This window comes from Streptomyces axinellae (assembly GCF_039532135.1).
Lineage (GTDB): Bacteria > Actinomycetota > Actinomycetes > Streptomycetales > Streptomycetaceae > Streptomyces > Streptomyces axinellae.
This window is the reverse complement of sequence record NZ_BAAARJ010000005.1, coordinates 1-16,056: the sequence shown is the minus strand read 5'-3', so window position 1 is coordinate 16,056 and position 16,056 is coordinate 1. Positions and strand designations below refer to the sequence as shown.

Annotated in this window: 14 protein-coding genes; 5 read left to right on the top strand and 9 right to left on the bottom strand. The window is 74.0% G+C overall.

The window, feature by feature from the left end:
- Positions 1-2,160 carry a hypothetical protein gene (locus ABD339_RS08445; protein WP_344563842.1) on the bottom strand — a complete coding sequence of 720 codons (2,160 nt, stop codon included), beginning with the start codon at positions 2,158-2,160 and terminating at the stop codon, positions 1-3.
- A 274-nt stretch (positions 2,161-2,434) separates the two neighbouring features.
- Complete coding sequence (gene purD, locus ABD339_RS08440) at positions 2,435-3,715, bottom strand: phosphoribosylamine--glycine ligase (RefSeq protein ID WP_344563840.1); 1,281 nt, start codon at positions 3,713-3,715, stop codon at positions 2,435-2,437.
- 351 nt (positions 3,716-4,066) lie between these two features.
- On the opposite strand from purD, the gene ABD339_RS08435 reads away from it, so the two are divergent.
- Positions 4,067-4,774 (top strand): SLATT domain-containing protein, encoded by a 708-nt coding sequence (locus tag ABD339_RS08435; RefSeq protein ID WP_344563838.1) that lies wholly within the window; start codon positions 4,067-4,069, stop codon positions 4,772-4,774.
- Between the two features lie 93 nt (positions 4,775-4,867).
- Here the strand turns inward: ABD339_RS08435 and ABD339_RS08430 are convergent, their stop codons facing one another.
- The 4 genes from ABD339_RS08430 to ABD339_RS08415 all read right to left on the bottom strand — a co-directional run bounded on the left by ABD339_RS08430 (position 4,868) and on the right by ABD339_RS08415 (position 9,038).
- Entirely contained in the window at positions 4,868-5,527 is a 660-nt protein-coding gene (locus tag ABD339_RS08430) for a hypothetical protein (RefSeq protein ID WP_344563836.1), read from the bottom strand.
- A 176-nt stretch (positions 5,528-5,703) separates the two neighbouring features.
- Positions 5,704-6,456, bottom strand: a complete 753-nt coding sequence (locus ABD339_RS08425) for a GntR family transcriptional regulator (protein WP_344563831.1) — start codon at positions 6,454-6,456, stop codon at positions 5,704-5,706.
- Positions 6,453-7,829 (bottom strand): aspartate aminotransferase family protein, encoded by a 1,377-nt coding sequence (locus tag ABD339_RS08420; protein WP_344564414.1) that lies wholly within the window; start codon positions 7,827-7,829, stop codon positions 6,453-6,455. Before ABD339_RS08420 ends, ABD339_RS08425 begins: the two co-directional genes overlap by 4 nt.
- Before the next feature lie 414 nt (positions 7,830-8,243).
- Positions 8,244-9,038 carry a hypothetical protein gene (locus tag ABD339_RS08415; protein WP_344563829.1) on the bottom strand — a complete coding sequence of 265 codons (795 nt, stop codon included), beginning with the start codon at positions 9,036-9,038 and terminating at the stop codon, positions 8,244-8,246.
- A 127-nt stretch (positions 9,039-9,165) separates the two neighbouring features.
- Here ABD339_RS08415 and ABD339_RS08410 point away from each other — a divergent pair, with 127 nt between their 5' ends.
- The 3 genes from ABD339_RS08410 to ABD339_RS08400 all read left to right on the top strand — a co-directional run bounded on the left by ABD339_RS08410 (position 9,166) and on the right by ABD339_RS08400 (position 12,847).
- Positions 9,166-9,945, top strand: coding sequence for a response regulator transcription factor (locus tag ABD339_RS08410; protein WP_344563827.1), 780 nt, complete (start codon positions 9,166-9,168; stop codon positions 9,943-9,945).
- The gene (locus ABD339_RS08405; RefSeq protein ID WP_344563825.1) at positions 9,945-11,621 is read left to right on the top strand and encodes a sensor histidine kinase; all 1,677 of its coding nucleotides are present in this window, start codon (positions 9,945-9,947) and stop codon (positions 11,619-11,621) included. The genes ABD339_RS08410 and ABD339_RS08405 overlap by 1 nt, the downstream gene beginning before the upstream one ends.
- Positions 11,622-12,172: 551 nt before the next feature.
- Positions 12,173-12,847: a S1 family peptidase gene (locus ABD339_RS08400; RefSeq protein WP_344564412.1), complete on the top strand. Its 675-nt coding sequence runs from the start codon at positions 12,173-12,175 to the stop codon at positions 12,845-12,847.
- A 128-nt stretch (positions 12,848-12,975) separates the two neighbouring features.
- On the opposite strand, the gene ABD339_RS08395 is transcribed toward ABD339_RS08400, so the two are convergent.
- Positions 12,976-13,698 (bottom strand): LysE family translocator, encoded by a 723-nt coding sequence (locus ABD339_RS08395; protein ID WP_344563823.1) that lies wholly within the window; start codon positions 13,696-13,698, stop codon positions 12,976-12,978.
- A 112-nt stretch (positions 13,699-13,810) separates the two neighbouring features.
- Here ABD339_RS08395 and ABD339_RS08390 point away from each other — a divergent pair, with 112 nt between their 5' ends.
- Positions 13,811-14,263 carry an Lrp/AsnC family transcriptional regulator gene (locus tag ABD339_RS08390; protein WP_344563821.1) on the top strand — a complete coding sequence of 151 codons (453 nt, stop codon included), beginning with the start codon at positions 13,811-13,813 and terminating at the stop codon, positions 14,261-14,263.
- Between the two features lie 87 nt (positions 14,264-14,350).
- On the opposite strand, the gene ABD339_RS08385 is transcribed toward ABD339_RS08390, so the two are convergent.
- Together ABD339_RS08385 and ABD339_RS08380 are read right to left on the bottom strand one after the other, a co-directional pair.
- Positions 14,351-15,286 (bottom strand): SRPBCC family protein, encoded by a 936-nt coding sequence (locus tag ABD339_RS08385; RefSeq protein ID WP_344563819.1) that lies wholly within the window; start codon positions 15,284-15,286, stop codon positions 14,351-14,353.
- Positions 15,287-15,292: 6 nt separating this feature from the next.
- Positions 15,293-15,898: a hypothetical protein gene (locus ABD339_RS08380; protein ID WP_344563817.1), complete on the bottom strand. Its 606-nt coding sequence runs from the start codon at positions 15,896-15,898 to the stop codon at positions 15,293-15,295.
- Positions 15,899-16,056: the final 158 nt, after the last annotated feature.

Here is a 16,056-nt window from a genome sequence, read left to right as displayed (position 1 = left end):
TCAGACGAGCCGCACGGGCTTGTCCGCGCGCACGCCGACGGCGGCGAGCCAGTCGCGCAGGCCCCGGGCATCGCCTTCCTCGACGAGCGCCAGCACGAGCCGGGTCAGGTCGCTTCCGCGCTTGCCCTCGACGAGGAGCGTGGGCCCATCGAGCCAGTCCAGACCGGGTGCGGCGCCCGCGGTATCGACCGCGGCGCAGCAGACGGCCGCGGTGATGTGGTCGGCCAGCAACTCCCGCCCGCCGCGCGGCGGCTGGAGGGGAAGGCCCATCGGAGCCGGGGGTGCCGGGTGCGTTTCCCCGGCGCCCGGGAGAGCCCCGGCATTCAGGGTCGCACCGATGGCACCAGGGGCGCTCGCGGCCTCGGCGCGCGCCACGTCCGCACTGATGCGCGCCGCCAGGGCTTCGGTCGCACCGGGTTCGCGGGGGTCGCCGGGTTCGCCGAGCGAGGTGAACCGGTCCAGAACGCGGGAGAGGGTGGGCCCGGCCAACTCGTGGTCCTGGGAGACCTCGTGACCCTCGTGGCCCTCGGGAGCCCCGCGGCCTTCGTGGTTCCCGCGCTGCGCCCTGCGTCTCTCGTGACCGCCGCGTCCGTCGTCATCCCCGTGGACCTCGCTGCCCTCGTAACTCCCGTGGCCCTGGGCCTCGTAACTCCCGTGGACCCCGCGGGCGTTGTCGGACTCGCGAGCGCGGGCCCCTGCGTCCGCGCCCGCACGCCCGCCGCCCTGTCCCGTGCCGCCGTCCGTGTGCGCGGGCCTCGCCGCCGCCGCTTCCGTCACGCTCGCCGTGTCCGCTGCGGGCGTCGGTGTACGGGTAGGGCGGGTGGCGTCGAGGGCGGCGAAGAGGCGGGCGGCCTCGGTGCGCCAGATCCGGTCCACGACCTCCTCCGGATACGCCGACCACTCCACCGGCGTCCACTCCGGGGCCTCCCCCGGGCCGCTGCCGGGGGGCAGCGGGGGCGTCGCGCCGAGGAAGAGCCGGGCGGCGAGCAGCGAGACGGCGGCGTCCACCGTGCCGGGCTCTTCCAGCAGATCGCAGGCGGGGCGCTCGCCCAGCCGGGAGGTGAAGCCCTCGGCGAGGCGGTCGCGGCGGGACAGCTCGGTCAGTGCGGAGACCACCCCGGCGTCCAGCCGCGTGGGCCACAGGCCCAGCCGCCAGGCGGGCAGCGCTACGCGGGTCAGCAGCCGGTCCCATCCGGCGTAGGCGAGCCCGACCTGCTCCTGGGCCACCACCCGCAGCCCGTAATCCACTCCCTGGGCGCGCTCGGAGGCGGCTGCCGCGACGCCGCGCTCCATCTGGGTGGCGTGCGGGCCCGCGGCGCGGAGCATCAGCCGGGCGAGCGGGCCCACCATACGGGCCGCGCTCAGCCGTGTGCGGCGGGCGCCGGGTGGCACCTGCCGTCTGTCGGCCCCGGCGACCGCCGCGTCCAGGCCCCGTACGAAGCGGCGGGCCGCCGCTATGTCGGGGTGCACCGAGGGGCCCGTACCCGCGACGACGGGGGCGAGGAGCGCGCGCAGCTCGGCCACGCGCATCCACCACAGGAACGGCGAGCCGATGACCAGGACGGGCGCGTCCGCACGCGGCCCACGCGCGGCGCCCGCCCCACCCCGCCCGGCCGTCCCTCCGCCCGGCCCGCCGCGTCTCTCCGCTCCGCCGCGTCTCTCCCTGCTGCCGCCCGCCGCTCCGGAGACGGGGGCGGGGGCGGGGGCGGAGGCCGAAGCCGGGGTGGCGGCGGAGTCGGGGGCGTGGGCCGGGTGGGTGCGGTCCTCCAGCCAGCTGTCGCAGTCCGGGGTCAGGGCGATGGCGGAGGGGGCGGGGACATCGAGCCGCTCGGCGAGGTCCCGCACCATGGCGTGCAGGTCGGGCGCCGTCCGCTCGTCGAGGGGGACGGTGGGCGAGACGGCGGGCCGGGCCCGGGCGATGACGAGGCCCGCGCACACCGCGCACGCCAGGACCACGAGCGCCAAGCCCGTGACCATCCAGCGCGCGGTGGCCCACCCGGAGCCGGCGCCGAAGTGGCCTGTGGCGTCGCCCGCGATCAGGATGACGGCCGCGGCTGCCGGGAGCAGGGCGAGGCCGAGAGCCGTGCTGCGCACCCGCAGCACCGCGAGGGCGTGACCGCGCGCGGAGCGCGTGCCGGTGCTCCGACCGACACCGTTCATCTCTCACCCCCGGCACCTTCTCTGCCGCAGCCGGTCCCTCCGGCTCCCACCCACTCTGACACCGCGCTCTGACACCGCAATCGCGCTGCGCCAGTTGACGGACGCCCGTCGGGGCGGCCCAGTCGGCTTGTGCGGCACCCTAGTTGGGGGCCTGCCGGGCGTCAGCCGTACGAGGTTCCGGTCATCCGATGGAATGGCTTTGGGGAGAGGTCTTGCTCAAAGTCGCCCCCGCGCTATATGAGGGCCCGCCGCGGTCCTGAGCAGGCCCGTGCGCTCAGTCCCGCGCCCCGGCTTCTTCCGCCGCGGCCCGCGCGGCGATGTCGGTGCGGTGGTGCGAGCCCGCCAACCGGACGCGGCCGACTGCCGCGTAGGCGCGCTCGCGGGCCTCGTGCAGATCGGCGCCGGTCGCCGTCACCGACAGCACCCGGCCGCCCGCGCTGCGCACGGTGCCGTCCGCGTCGGCGCTGGTACCCGCGTGCAGGACATAGGCGTGCGGGCCGTCCTGCCCGGCGACCTGCTCCAGGCCCTCGACGGTGTCACCCGTACGGGGTTTGGCGGGGTAGCCGTGTGCCGCCACCACGACGGTGACGGCGGCCCCGTCGCTCCAGCGCAGCGCGGGGAAGTCGGCGAGGGTGCCGGTGGCCGCCGCGTACAGCAGCCCGCCCAGCGGGGTGCGCAGCCTGGCGAGCACGGCCTGGGTCTCGGGGTCTCCGAAGCGGGCGTTGAACTCGATGACGCGCACGCCCCGCGAGGTGAGGGCCAATCCGGCGTAGAGGAGGCCGGAGAAGGGGGTGCCGCGGCGGTGCAGCTCGCGGACGGTGGGCTCCAGGACGGTGGTCATGATCTCGTCCACGAGCTTCGGGTCGGCCCACGGCAGCGGCGAATAGGCGCCCATGCCACCGGTGTTGGGGCCCTCGTCGGCGTCGTGGGCGCGCTTGAAGTCCTGCGCGGGCTGGAGCGGTACGACGCTCTCGCCGTCGGTCACCGCGAAGAGGGAGACCTCGGGCCCGTCGAGGAACTCCTCGATCACCACGGCGCCGCCGCAGGCGAGGGCGTGCGCGCGGGCCTCCTCGATGTCGTCGGTCACCACGACGCCCTTGCCCGCGGCGAGCCCGTCGTCCTTGACCACGTAGGGGGGGCCGAACGCGGCCAGCGCCGAGTCGGCCTGCTCGGGGGTGGTGCACACGTAGCTGCGCGCGGTCGGCACCCCGGCGGCGGCCATGACCTCCTTGGCGAACGCCTTGGAGCCTTCGAGCCTGGCGGCCTCGGCGGAGGGGCCGAAGACCGGGATGCCCCGCGCGCGCAGCGCGTCGGCGACGCCTGCCACCAGGGGGGCCTCGGGGCCGATGACGACGAGGTCGGCGGCCACCTCGGCGGAGGCCGCCAGCTCGGCGACGGCGGCGCCGTCCAGCGCGTCCACCGGGTGCGGCGTGGCCACCTCGGCGGTTCCGGCGTTGCCGGGGGCGCAGTGCACGGCACTGACCTCGGGGTCGAGGGAGAGCGAGCGACAGATTGCGTGTTCGCGGGCACCGCCGCCAATGACCAGGATCCTCACGCCGCCCAGCGTAGCGGGCGGCCTCGGGCGGCTTGGGGGCGCGGTCGCGGGGCGCCCGGAAGCACGGCCGCGGGCGCCCGCAGGCCCGGCCCCGGAGCGTTCCGGCCCGGGGCCGCGTGGACACCCGGAGGAGGGACACCGGTCCACGACACGCCCGGGAACCCGACCCCTTCTGAGGGAAAAAAGGGTGGTTCGACGTGAACATCCCTCTTCTGCCGGTAGGAAAGGAGGTCGGCACGCGGGGGCCGGTCGAGCCACGGGGGCGGTCGGAAATGCGGGGTCACAACGCCGCGGGTGCGCCGTCGTGTGTTTGTCGTCAGGCGCCATTGGGGCGCCGTTGGGAGTGCTCGGGTGAGTCAGCCGGATCTGCTGGGGCGCGGGTTTCCGTCCGGTGACTGGGAGGAGCCGGCCGAGCGCCTGGCGGAGCTGTACCAGTGGGTCGAGCGGGGGGCGCTGGAGATCGTCGAGTGGTATCTGGCCGACCGGGTGCGCAAGCGCCGCTGGGCGCGGGTGCTGCGCGCCGGGACCGTCGCCGGGGTGGCGGCGGGTGCCGCGGTGCCGCTGCTGGATCTGGCGGGCGTGCTGCCTCCCAGGTGGGCGGCGTGGGGGTATGCCGGGTATCTCGCCCTCCTGGCCGCCGCCGTGTGCGCACTGGCCGACCGCTGCCTGGGGCTGACCTCGGGCTGGATGCGCGACATCGCCACGGCACAGGCCGTGCGGGTACGGCTGGAGACGCTGCGGTACGAGTGGGCGGCGGAGAACGTACGGGAGGTCCTCGGCCCCGCCGAGGGCACGGCGGGCGAGGCGGCCGAGCGCGCGCTGGCGGTGCTGCGGCGCTTCGCCGAGGACGTGGGCGAGATCGTGCGCACGGAGACCTACGACTGGATGGTGGAGTTCCGGACCACCTCGGCGCCCGTGCACCTGCACCAGGCCCCGCGCCCGGGCCGCGCGCGCCGCTACGGCGCGGGACCCGCCGCGAGCGGACCGGCCCGCCGGCTGCCGCCCCCGCCGCCGAACGGACACCGGCCCAGCATGCCGCGCCAGCGCCCCCCGGGGTGAGGCCCCGCTGGCCAGGGGGGCCGGCTGCCGGGCGCCTGCCTGATGCCGAGCGCCGAACGGCCGGTGCCGGTCAGCACCGGTGTCCGGGGCCGGTCAGCCGAAGACGATCATGGAGCCCTGGGCCAGGCTGCGGGTCGCCGCGGCGTGCAGGCTCAGCCACACGTGGCGCTCGCGGCCGAAGGGCGTGCCGTCCTCGTAGCCGATCGCGGCGGACGCGGCGGGCTCGTCCAGGTCGGTGGGGCGCAGCGGCGCGGCGGGCGCCGGGGGCGGGTTGTCAGGATTGATGCCCAAGTGCGGGCCCACCAGGTGGAGTTCGCGCAGCAGTCCGTGGCTGGAGCCCAACGGGCCGCCGCCTTCGAGGAGTTCGTCGTCGGCCAGCGGTGCCGGGAAGTCCACGGGGATGTAGGCCCCGGCGTGGTCGTAGTGCCACACCAGGTGGGACTGCTGGGCCGTCTGCTCGAACATCTCCAGAAGCTGCTCGTAGTCGCCGCCCAGTTCACCCACCGGGGTGACCTCCAGGCCGCTGGCGAGCAGCAGGTAGGCGCGGCGCAGGTAGTGCAGCGCGTCGTAGTCGAAGCCCGCGACCGGGGCGACATCGCCGGAGAGGCCCGGCATGTAGCCGAACACCGGGACGGTGGGCAGGCCCGCTTCGGTGAGCGCCCTGTCATAGGTGGCGATCTCTTCGGCGAACGGGTTGTCCGGACTGTGGCACAGCACATCGACGAGGGGTACCAGCCAGAGGTCACAGGCCAAGGGGCGCTCCTATACCGTCAGGGACCTGCATGGGCACAGCGTAGTGCGCCCCGCGCCATCCGCCGCCCCTGCGGTGTGTTCAGCACACCGAAGCGCGGCTTCGTCCCCGGTATGCTCCCGGAATGCCCCGGTCCGGCCGCGCGCCCCCGGGCTCACGCCTCGTCCGGGCCCCCGGCTCACGCGTCGCCGCCGCTCGCGCCCCGTCCGTCTCCGGTGAGGCCGGCCAGGCCGAGGGCGTGCGCGTGGTAGGAGGCCATGACATCGCGGGCGGTCGGCGCGTCGGCCGACACCACGGCGTCCACCAGCGCGTTGTGCCCCGCCCACAGGCGTCCGCGCAGGGTGGGCAGGGTGCGCAGCACGGAGACGGCGTAGACCCAGCACTGCACGCGGAGGCGGTCGAGGAAGTCGCAGACGTACGCGTTGCCCAGCAGCCCGCTCAACTCCCGCCAGAAGCGCAGGTCGTAGGCGATCAGCACGTCCAAGTCGCCGGAGCGCGCCGCGCGTTCGGCGGCGTCGGCGCGGCGGCGTACGGACGTCACGACCTCGGGCCGCAGCCGCTGGAACGCCCGCTCGGCCGTCGTCCCCGGGGCCGTCCCCAGGGGCCGGGCGCCACCCCCGCCGGGGGTGGCGGGGCCGAGGCCCGGGATGCCGTGGAAGACGCCGTCCACGACGAGTTGGCGGGCCTCGCACATCGCGAGGTAGTCCGCCTGCGTGAACTCGTGTACGCGGAAGCCCCGGTGCTGCTCGACGTCCAGCAGCCCCTGCGCCGCGAGGTCCACGAGCGCCTCGCGCACCGGAGTCGCGGAGACGCCGTACTGCTCGGCGATCTCCTTGACCGTGAAGTCGCGGCCGGTGGCCAGCCGTCCGGCGAGGATCTCGTCCCGCAGCGCGGTGGCGACCTGCGAGCGCAGGGTGCTGCGCTTGATCACGCGCTCGCGCCCCCACCCGCGCCCGGGCCCGCGCCCGTGACGGTGTGCGCGCCCGTGACGGTGTGCGCGTCCGCCGCCGTGAGGGCCTGGTCCAGCGCGGAGAGGCCCTCCTTCAGGTCGGCCTCGCCGATGTTGCACGGCGGCACGACGTGGGTGCGGTTCATGTTGACGAACGGCCACAGGCCCGCGCGCTTGGCGGTGGCGGCGAAGTCGGCCATGGGCGCGTTCGCGGGGCCCGTCGCGTTGTAGGGGACCAGCGGTTCGCGAGTCTCCCGGTCGCGCACCAGGTCCAGGGCCCAGAAGGCGCCGGTACCGCGCACCTCGCCGACCGAGGGGTGGCGCTCGGCCAACTCGCGCAGCGCCGGGCCGATGACGGTCTCGCCCAGGTGCGCGGCGTGCTCGACGATGCCCTCCTCGGCCATCGTCTCGATGGTGGCGACGGCGGCGGCGCAGGCCAGCGGATGGCCGGAGTAGGTGAGGCCGCCGGGGTAGGGGCGCTGGTCGAAGGTCGCGGCGATCTTCGCGGAGATCGCGACGCCGCCGAGCGGCACGTAGCCGGAGTTGACGCCCTTGGCGAACGTCATCAGATCGGGTACGACGTCGAAGAGGTCGGCGGCGAACCAGGTGCCGGTGCGGCCGAACCCGGCCATCACCTCGTCCAGGACGAAGACGATCCCGTGCCGGTCACAGATCTCGCGGACGCCCGCGAGGTAGCCGGGCGGCGGCATCATGATCCCGGCGGTGCCGGGGATGGTCTCCAGGATGACCGCGGCGATCGTCTGCGGGCCCTCGTAGGCAAGCGTCTGCTCCAGGTGTGCCAGCGCGCGCTCGCACTCCTGTTCCTCGGTCGTCGCGTAGAACGGCGAGCGGTACAGGTGCGGGGCGTGGAAGTGGACGACGCCCGCCGTGCCGGTGTCCGAGGCCCAGCGGCGCGGGTCGCCCGTGAGGTTGATCGCCTGCTGAGTGCCGCCGTGGTAGGAGCGGTAGGCGGACAGCACCTTGGGGCGGCCGGTGTGCAGGCGGGCCATGCGGACGGCGTGCTCGACGGCGTCGGCGCCGCCGTTGGTGAAGAAGATCTTGTCGAGGTCGCCGGGCGTCCGCTCGGCGATCAGCCGCGCCGCCTCCGAGCGCGCCTCGACCGCGAAGGCGGGCGCGAAGGTGGACATCTTCGCCGCCTGCTCCTGGATCGCGGCGACCACCTTGGGGTGCTGGTATCCGATGTTGGTGAAGACCAGACCGCTGGCGAAGTCGAGGTACCGCTTCCCCTCGTAGTCCCAGAAGTACGAGCCCTCGGCACCGGCCACCGCGAGCGGGTCTATCTGGCCCTGCGCCGACCAGGAGTGGAAGACGTGCGCCCGGTCCGCGGCGTGCACGGCCCGGCCCGCGTCGGGGTCCGGAACGGGAACGGCGGGGACCGCCGGAACAGTGGGAGTGGGGGTGCCGGGGGCGGAGGCGGTGGCTGAGGAGGGTTTGTGCGTCGTCACGGTCAATACCTCGGTTCGCTCGCGTCTGGCCCGCCCGGACGGACGGACCCCGCCCGGGCCGGGAGGCACGGGAGGGTGGACGCGCCCAGCGTATTGAATCCTCCCGCACGTCAAGAACGCGGGATTCCCGGGTCGCCGTTCCACGGACGCGACTTGTGAGGCATCGGCCGCCCCGTCAGCCGCCGTCAGTCGCCCTCGGCCGACGTCAGCTGTCTTCGGCCGACGCCGGCTGTCCTCGCTGTCCTCGGTCTTCCCCTCCGCGTCAGCCGTCCCCGTTCAGTCGTCCCCGTTCAGTCGTCCCCGTCAGTCGTCGTCATCGTCGTCGTCCTTCTCGAAGACGGCGTGCGGTTTGCCGTCGGTGCAGCGCACGAGGACGGTGCGGTCGTCATCGTCGTCGTCGGCCGGCTCCAACTCGATACCGGCCTTCAGCACGGGCCCGGCCTCGACGTCGTCGGCGCTGTAGCCCTCAGCGGGCGACCAGCTCAGCAACTTGACCGCACGCGCGTCCGTACGGCACTCGGCCACCGCCGTCCCGAGCCCGTCCGGGAAGCGGACGGTGGCGATGTGCGCGGTGGGGTGGGGGGCCTTCGGCGTGGACGGAGACCCGGACGAGGACGGGGAATCGGACGTGGCCGGGGAATCGGAGGCGGAGGAGGACGGGTCGGGCGGCGTGGCGGGGGAGGCGGTCCTGTCGCGGGCGCTCGCGCGCTGCTGGGCCTGGGTCAGCTCTTGTTTGACGCCCGCCTCGGTGAGCGGCTTGGGGCGCCCGTACTGGCCGCCGGGGTCGGCGTGCGCGAACGACCAGGCGCCCAGCAGGAAGGCGGCGGCCACCGCGCACACCCAGGCCGCGGCGGCCAGCCGCCGACGCCGGGGGCGGGACCGGGGCCAGGGCTGGTGCTGGGCCGGGGGCTGGTGCTGGGCCGGGGGCGGGGGGATCTCGGCGCCCGCGCCCGCGCTCGCGCCTGTGTCCGCGCTCCCCTCCCCGCTACCGGTGCTGGTGCTGGTGCTGGTGCTGGTGCTGGTGACGGTGCTGGTGCCCTCGGGGCGCGTGAAGTTGTTCGTGGGTTCCGTCCGCTTCTTGCCGTTCGCGCCGCGCATGTCCGGCAGTCTGCCGTCCGCTTCCCTAACGCCGGGTTAAGAGCTGGACAAAGCGGCCGGGACAGTCCGGGACAGTCCAGGACCTCCCTGTGGCCGGGGCCCGGAGCGGGGTGGCTAACGTACGTGTATGTCGCATCTACTCGTCGTCGAGGACGACCCCCAGCTGCGCGCGGCGCTCGTCAGGGCGCTGCGGGACCGGGGCCACGCCGTGGCCACGGCCGGCACGGGCATGGCGGGGCTGGACACGGCGGTCACCCACCGGCCCGATCTGGTCGTGCTGGACCTGGGGCTGCCGGACGTGGACGGCGGGCAGGTGCTGCGGATGCTGCGCTCGGTCAGCGACGTCCCGGTGATCGTCGCGACGGCGCGGGACGAGGAACCGGAGATCGTCGCCGCGCTGGAGGACGGGGCCGATGACTACATCGTCAAACCGTTCGGATCCGGCCAGTTGGAAGCCCGTATCAAAGCGGTGCTGCGGCGGCAGGGCAGCGCGGAGCCGGACGAGCCCGAGCCGCCCGTACAGGTCGGCGGGCTTCAGGTCGCGCCCTCGGCACGCGAGGTCACGCTGGACGGGGAGGCGCTGGAGCTGACCCCGCGCGAGTTCGACCTGCTGTGCTATCTGGCCCGGCGGCAGGGCCAGGTGATCTCGCGGCGCGAGCTGCTGGCCGAGGTGTGGCAGCAGCCGCTCGGCAGCGCGGACAAGACAGTTGACGTCCACCTGTCGTGGCTGCGCCGAAAGCTGGGCGAGACGGCGCAGCAACCGCGCTACCTGCACACCGTGCGGACGGTCGGCGTGAAGCTGGCCGCCCCCGAAGAGCGGGAGGAGACGGAGGAGACGGGGGAGACGGGTGAGCCGCGTGTCGAGGGCGACGGCGAGGAGACGGGCGAAGGCGGGGGCGAGGGCTGATGCGCAGGCAGTTGCTCGCACTCATCGGGACGACCACCGTCGTGGTGCTCGTCGTCCTGCTCGTCCCGCTGGCGCTGCTGGTGCGCAGCCACGCCGAGGACCGGGCCATGACCGACGCCACCGAGCGGGCGCAGTCCGTCGCCGCCGTGGTCGGCGGCTCGCTGGGCCGGGGCGCGAGCGGGCGCGCGGTCGTCCAGGGCGTGGTGGACGGACTCAACGGGCACGGGCAGCCGTGCACCTCCGTCGTCCTCGCCGACGGCACCGTACTGGGACGCGGCACATCCGGCGTCAGCGCCGACGCGCTGAAACTGGCGCGCGGCGGACGGGCCTTCACCTACGCGCCGGACGGCGAGCACAGCGGCGGCCGGGTGGTGATGGTGCCCGTCCTCGCCTCGGGCGCGCAGGGGAAGGACCCGGGCCGGACGCGGGGCAAGGGGGCCGGAGCGGACGCGGGAGGAGGCACGGAGGCCGGAGCGGACGCGGGAGGAGGCACGGAGGCCGGAGCGGACGCGGGAGGGGGCACAGGGGCCGGCGCGGACGCGGGAGGAGGCACGGAGGCCGGAGCGGACGCGGGAGGGGGCACAGGGGCCGGCGCGGACGCGGGAGGAGGCACGGAGGCCGGAGCGGACGCGGGAGGGGGCACAGGGGCCGGCGCGGACGCGGGAGGGGGCTCGGAGGCCGGTGCGGACGCGGGAGGGGGCACAGGGGCCGGCGCGGACGCGGGAGGGGGCTCGGAGGCCGGAGCGGGCCAGGGTCGGGCGGCCGGGCACTCCGCGTCCGTCGTCGAGGTCGCCGTCAGCGAGAAGCAGCTGCACGCGGGCGTGCTGCCCTCCTGGCTGGCGGTCTGCGGGCTCGGCGTCGCGCTGATGCTGCTCGGACTGGCCTTCGCCGACCGGCTCGCCGCGCGCCTCGTCCGCGCCACGCGGCAGCTCGCGTTCGTCTCCGACCGGCTGGCCGGCGGCGAACTCACCGCGCGCGCCACGCCCTCGGGCCCCCGCGAGCTGCGGCAGCTCGCGGGGCGGCTCAACGAGCTGGGCGAGCGCATCGACGGCCTGGTCACCGCCGAGCGCGAGCGCGGCGCCGACCTCGCGCACCGGCTGCGCACCCCGGTCGCCGCGCTGCGTCTGGACGCCGAGGGGCTGCACGACGCGGACGAGGCCGCGCGGATCGGGGAGTCGGTGGCGGCGCTGGAGCGCAGCGTGGACGGCGTGATCCGCGCGGCGCGGCGGGCCGGAGCCGCCCCCGGCACCCAGCGGGGCGACCTGGCGGCCGTGGCGCGCGAACGGACCGCGTTCTGGACGCCGCTCGCCGAGGACCAGAGCCGGACCGTGACGGTCTCGGCGCCCCCGGGGCCGGTGTGGGTACGGGCCTCGCGCGACGAGTTGTCCGCCGTGCTCGACACCCTGATCGGCAACGTCCTCGACCACACGCCCGAGGGCGCCGGACTGTGGATCACGGTCACCCCCGACGGGCTCCTCGCCGTCGAGGACGAGGGCCCCGGCTTCGCGGACGGCGGCGCGGAGGTGGCGGCACGCGGCGAGAGCGGGGCCGGTTCCACGGGGCTGGGCCTGGACATCGCGCGGACGACCGCCGAGGACTCGGGCGGCGGCGTCGAACTGGGGACCTCGGCACACGGCGGTGCGGAGGTGCGCTGCCGCTTCGGGGCGTGCGGCTAGTTCCGTGACCGGCATGTTTGCCCGTCAAGGAGCGTCGTCGTGGGGGCACCGCCCGCTGGGGGCCAACGCCGCTGGGGGCGCCCCCTGCTCGTAGAGCTTGGCGGAGTGCGTGCCGGACGGCGCGACAGGGCGAAGCTCGCCGGGAGGGGCACTTGGTGCTGTGCTGCCGGGAAGGTCCGACCGTCGCTCACAGCCGTGCGGGCAGTGGCCCGTGCGGGATGCGTCGCCAGGGCGAACAGCGCGCTGCCGGGCCGCCGTTGAGTGCGCACCGCGAAGGCGGGCACCACGCAGGCGGGCACCGCCCCGAACGCGTTCCGCCGAGATCGTTCCGAACTTTTCGGCTCCGCTCGGTATCTCACCACCAGTACGGGCTTTTGCCCCGATGAGAGGAGCTGTTCCGCATGGTGGGTGGAGCGCGTGGAGCGCGTGGAGCGCGTGGAGCGCGTGGAGTGGGTGGAGTGGGTGGAACGCGTCGAGTGAGTGGAGCACACCGAGTGCGCCGGGTGCGTGTCCTGCTGTTGACCGCGCTGCTGGCGGTGACGGGCTGGGCGATGTCGTCCGCGCCGGCCTCCGCCGTCATCGGCGGGTCGAAGAGCACCTACGCCCCGTGGGCGGTGCGCATGCTCGTCGACGGCGAACCGGCGTGCACCGGGACAGCGGTCACCCGCGAGTGGATCATCAGCGCCTCGCACTGCTTCTACGAGCACGCGGAAGAGGTCCCGGACAAGAGGATCTCCTTCCGCGTCGGCAACCTCGACATGCGCAAGGGCACCACGGTGCGCCCCGTGCCGGGCAAGCGCGAAGGCAGCGCGAAGTCCGACATGATGCTGATCAAGGTCAAGCCGATGAAGGTACGCGCGGCGCCCCTGGCCACGACCGGCGTCCACCCCGGCCAGAAGGTGCGGCAGTACGGCTGGGGCGCCACCTGCACCGGAGACGAGAACTCCTGCCAGTCCCCGGTCCTCAAGCAGTCCGACCTGCGGGTCGTACGGCCGGACGACCCCCGGTGCGAGGGGTTCGCCGTACCGGGCGGCCCGGACTTCTGCATGGAGAAGGTGCGCGGGATCCCCGCCGGAGGCGACTCCGGTGGCCCCATCATGAGCATCGGCCCGCGCGGCACCGAAACCCTGCTCGGCGTGTTCAACGGCTCCGACCGGGAGGAGACCGCCTATGCCGGTGAGGTCTCCCAGCAGCTCAAGTGGATCCGCTCGGTCATCCGGCACTAGCCGTACCGTCCCGCAGGCATCACCGAGGTCCCCCGCACCGGACCAACCGTTCAGGGGGTAACCGGTTCAGGGGGTGACGGTCCGGGGGACGACCCGCCCGGGAGCCGGCGGCCCCAGGGAGGCACGACTCAGGGGATCAGTTGTTCGGCCAGCAGGACGCCGCCCAGGACGATCATCGCGGCGCCCGAGAGGCGGGTGATGACCCGGGCCGCTGCCGGCCGCCGGCTCAGCAGCGTTTTGGCCAGGGTGCCGACCCCGAGGTAGACGGCGCCCGCCGTGCACATGTGCACGATGCCGAGGAGTCCGATCTGGGCGGCCAGCGGCCAGTCCCCCTGCCGGTCGGCGAACTGCGGCAGCAGCGCGAGGTAGAGCAGCAGTGCCTTGGGGTTCAGTCCGCTGACGCCCGCGCCCTTGAGAACCCGGGCGCGGGCGGCCGGTCCGCCATCGGAAGCGGCGGCGTCGGTGGAGGCGGTGGAGGCCGCGGACGAGGACACCGGCGTGGAGCCGGACGACGCGGACGACGCGGAGGACGCGGAGGACGCGGAGGACGCGGAGGACGCGGAGGACGCGGAGGACGCGGAGACCAGCGTTGTCACCCCCAGCCACAGCAGATACCCGGCCCCTGCCAGCGTCAGCCCGGTGAGGATCCCCGGCGTCCGCGCCACCAGCGCCGCGACCCCCGCCACGACGACCGCCGTCAGCCCCACATAGCCGAGCATCAGCCCGCCCACCGCCGGGACGACCGACCGGTCGCGCAGACCGGACGAGATCGCGTACGCCCAGTCCGCTCCCGGTACCAGGACGAGCATGAAGGACACCGCCAAAAAGGCGGCTATGGAACTGGCAGCCATGGTGGTACTTCTCCCTCTCTGACGGTTCGGAGAGGAAGATTACGGAAGTTCTCCCCGAAAGTGCTCCCCTCCCCTGGTCGCACACGGGAGGCCGAGTGGAAGAATCTTCCCCATGGACGACATGGACCGGCAGATCCTTGCGGAGCTTCAGGAAGACGGCCGATTGACGGTCACCGAGCTGGCGGGACGCGTCGGATTGAGCCTCTCCCCGTGCCACCGCCGACTGCGCGAGCTGGAGCGCACCGGGGCGATCCGCGGTTACCGGGCGGTGGTGGACGCGGACGCGGTCGGGCTGGCCTTCGACGCGCTCGTCTTCGTCACCATGCGCCAGGAGGACCGCACCACGATCGCTTCCTTCGAGCAGGCACTCGCCGACCTTCCCCAGGTCATCCAGGCTCAGCGCCTGTTCGGCGACCCGGACTACCTGCTGCGCGTGGTCACCGCCGACCTCGCCGCGTTCCAGCGCCTCTACGACGAGAACCTCGCCACCCTCCCCGGCGTTCAGCGGCTCAGCTCCACGCTGGTGATGAAGCACGTCGTCCACGAGCGCCCGCTGCCCGCGTAACCGTCCGCCCTGCGGGTGGGCGGTGTGGGAGGGCGGACGGTTCGAGGGGCGGAGTGAGGAGGAGGGCGGAGTGAGAGGGAGGGGGGATCAGGCCGCCTGTTCCTCCTCGTCCCCCTCTTCCCCCTCGTCCCCCTCCTCCTCGTTCTCGTACTCCTCCTCGCCGTCTTCCTCCTCCTTCTCCTGCGCGAGCGCGTCCTCGTGGCTGAGGACGACCTCGCTGTCCTCGATCTCGCCGCGCCAGCCCTCGGGCTCCTCCTCGGCCTCCAGCGTCACGTAGCGCTGGAAGTGCTTGAGGTCCAGGCGGAGGCGGCGGCCCTGTGCGCGCCAGAGGTTGCCGGTCTTCTCGAAGAAGCCCGAGGGGAAGTACTCGACGACGACCACCAGCCGGGTCAGGGTCGGGGTCAGCTCGTGGAAGGTGACGATGCCCTTGGTGCTGCCCCTGGCGCCCTTGGAGGTCCAGCGGATGCGCTCGTCCGGCAGCTGTTCCTCGATCGTGGCCGTCCAGCTCCGGTCGGAGAAGGCGACCTTGGCCTTCCACTCCGACTCGACCTCGTCGGACATCTTCACGCTCTGGACGCCCTTGGTGAAACCGCTGAACTCCTCCAGCTCCGTCCAGAAGTTGTACACCGTGCGCCGGGGCAGGCCGATGTCGAGGGTCTCGACGATATTGGTCACCTTGTTGTTCCCTCCGCCGCCGCCTCCGCCGCCCCCGCCACCGAGGGCGCCCTTGAGGCCCCCGGTCACCTTGTCCTTCACGTTCTTGGTCTTCTCGCCCGCGATCGCCTTCAGCGACGACTCGCCACCGAGCACGCGCTGACCGATCGTCAGCAGCTCGCTCCCGTCGGAGCCGTCGAGCTTGTCCGTGAGGCCGGTGACCCGCTCCCCCACCGCGCTCAGGGCGTGGTGGGCCCGCGCCTGGAGGTGGTTGCCGATCTCCTCCTTGAGCCGGTCCAGCCCGGAGGAACCGTCCGTGGCCTCCGCGCCCTGAGCCTCCCCGCTCGCCTTGTCCGCCTTGTCCGCCATGACCGGCTACCTCCCGCGAGCGGTACGGGCCGACGACTTGCGCGCCGTCTGCCTGCTGGACGAACCGGACCGGGAGGAGGCGGTCTTCTTCGTAGCCTTCTTCGCCGTTCCGGTCCGCTTGGCCGGAGCCTTCTTCACGTGCCTGCCGGAGTCCTCGCGGCTCCGGGAGGACAACGACGCCCGCTGGGGCCGAGCCGCTTCCGCGTCTGCCTTCTCGCCGCTCTCGCCCTTGTCGTCGTTCGCGCCGCTCTCGCCGCTCTCGCCGCTCTCGCCGCTCTCGTCGCTGCCGCCGCTCTCGCCGTCCTGGAGGGCGAGGGTGCGCTGTTGGAGCGCGTCGGCGAGGGAGTTCAGCGTGCGGTCGGCCGCCGACGTCAATGCGGCGAGGCCGGATCGCGTGACCTGTTCCCGTAGCTGGTCACCGGCCTGGCCGAACTGCGGCGACTCGCGCAGCGTACGGACGCCACGGCTCAGCAGTTCCTGCGGATTCGGGGGGAAGTGACGGCCCGCCGCGACGGACGCCAGCGTGAGGGCGAGCTTCCCCTTCTTCGTACGCCCCAATACGTAGCCGAGGGCGACGGCGGCCATCCATGCCGTTTTCGGACTCTCGCTCATGGGTGCACCTTCATGGTCATGGCTCGCTCCTTGGCTCGTGTCCCCCAGTCTTGGCCGGATCGGCGGGCGGCGCGCGGGGAGGACGGTCAGACGGGCGAACCCGGCTTCCGAACGGCGCGGCGGGGGCGGTCGGGGGGCTCTGTGGGGGGCTCTGTGGG

Coding starts and splice junctions, on each gene's coding strand:
- ABD339_RS08445 (WP_344563842.1), bottom strand. CDS start 2,160: ATGAACGGTGTCGGTCGGAGCACCGGCACGCGCTCCGCGCGCGGTCAC.
- ABD339_RS08415 (WP_344563829.1), bottom strand. CDS start 9,038: ATGCGCGGCGCGAACGGCAAGAAGCGGACGGAACCCACGAACAACTTC.
- ABD339_RS08410 (WP_344563827.1), top strand. CDS start 9,166: ATGTCGCATCTACTCGTCGTCGAGGACGACCCCCAGCTGCGCGCGGCG.
- ABD339_RS08405 (WP_344563825.1), top strand. CDS start 9,945: ATGCGCAGGCAGTTGCTCGCACTCATCGGGACGACCACCGTCGTGGTG.
- ABD339_RS08400 (WP_344564412.1), top strand. CDS start 12,173: ATGTCGTCCGCGCCGGCCTCCGCCGTCATCGGCGGGTCGAAGAGCACC.
- ABD339_RS08395 (WP_344563823.1), bottom strand. CDS start 13,698: ATGGCTGCCAGTTCCATAGCCGCCTTTTTGGCGGTGTCCTTCATGCTC.
- ABD339_RS08390 (WP_344563821.1), top strand. CDS start 13,811: ATGGACGACATGGACCGGCAGATCCTTGCGGAGCTTCAGGAAGACGGC.
- ABD339_RS08385 (WP_344563819.1), bottom strand. CDS start 15,286: ATGGCGGACAAGGCGGACAAGGCGAGCGGGGAGGCTCAGGGCGCGGAG.
- ABD339_RS08380 (WP_344563817.1), bottom strand. CDS start 15,898: ATGAGCGAGAGTCCGAAAACGGCATGGATGGCCGCCGTCGCCCTCGGC.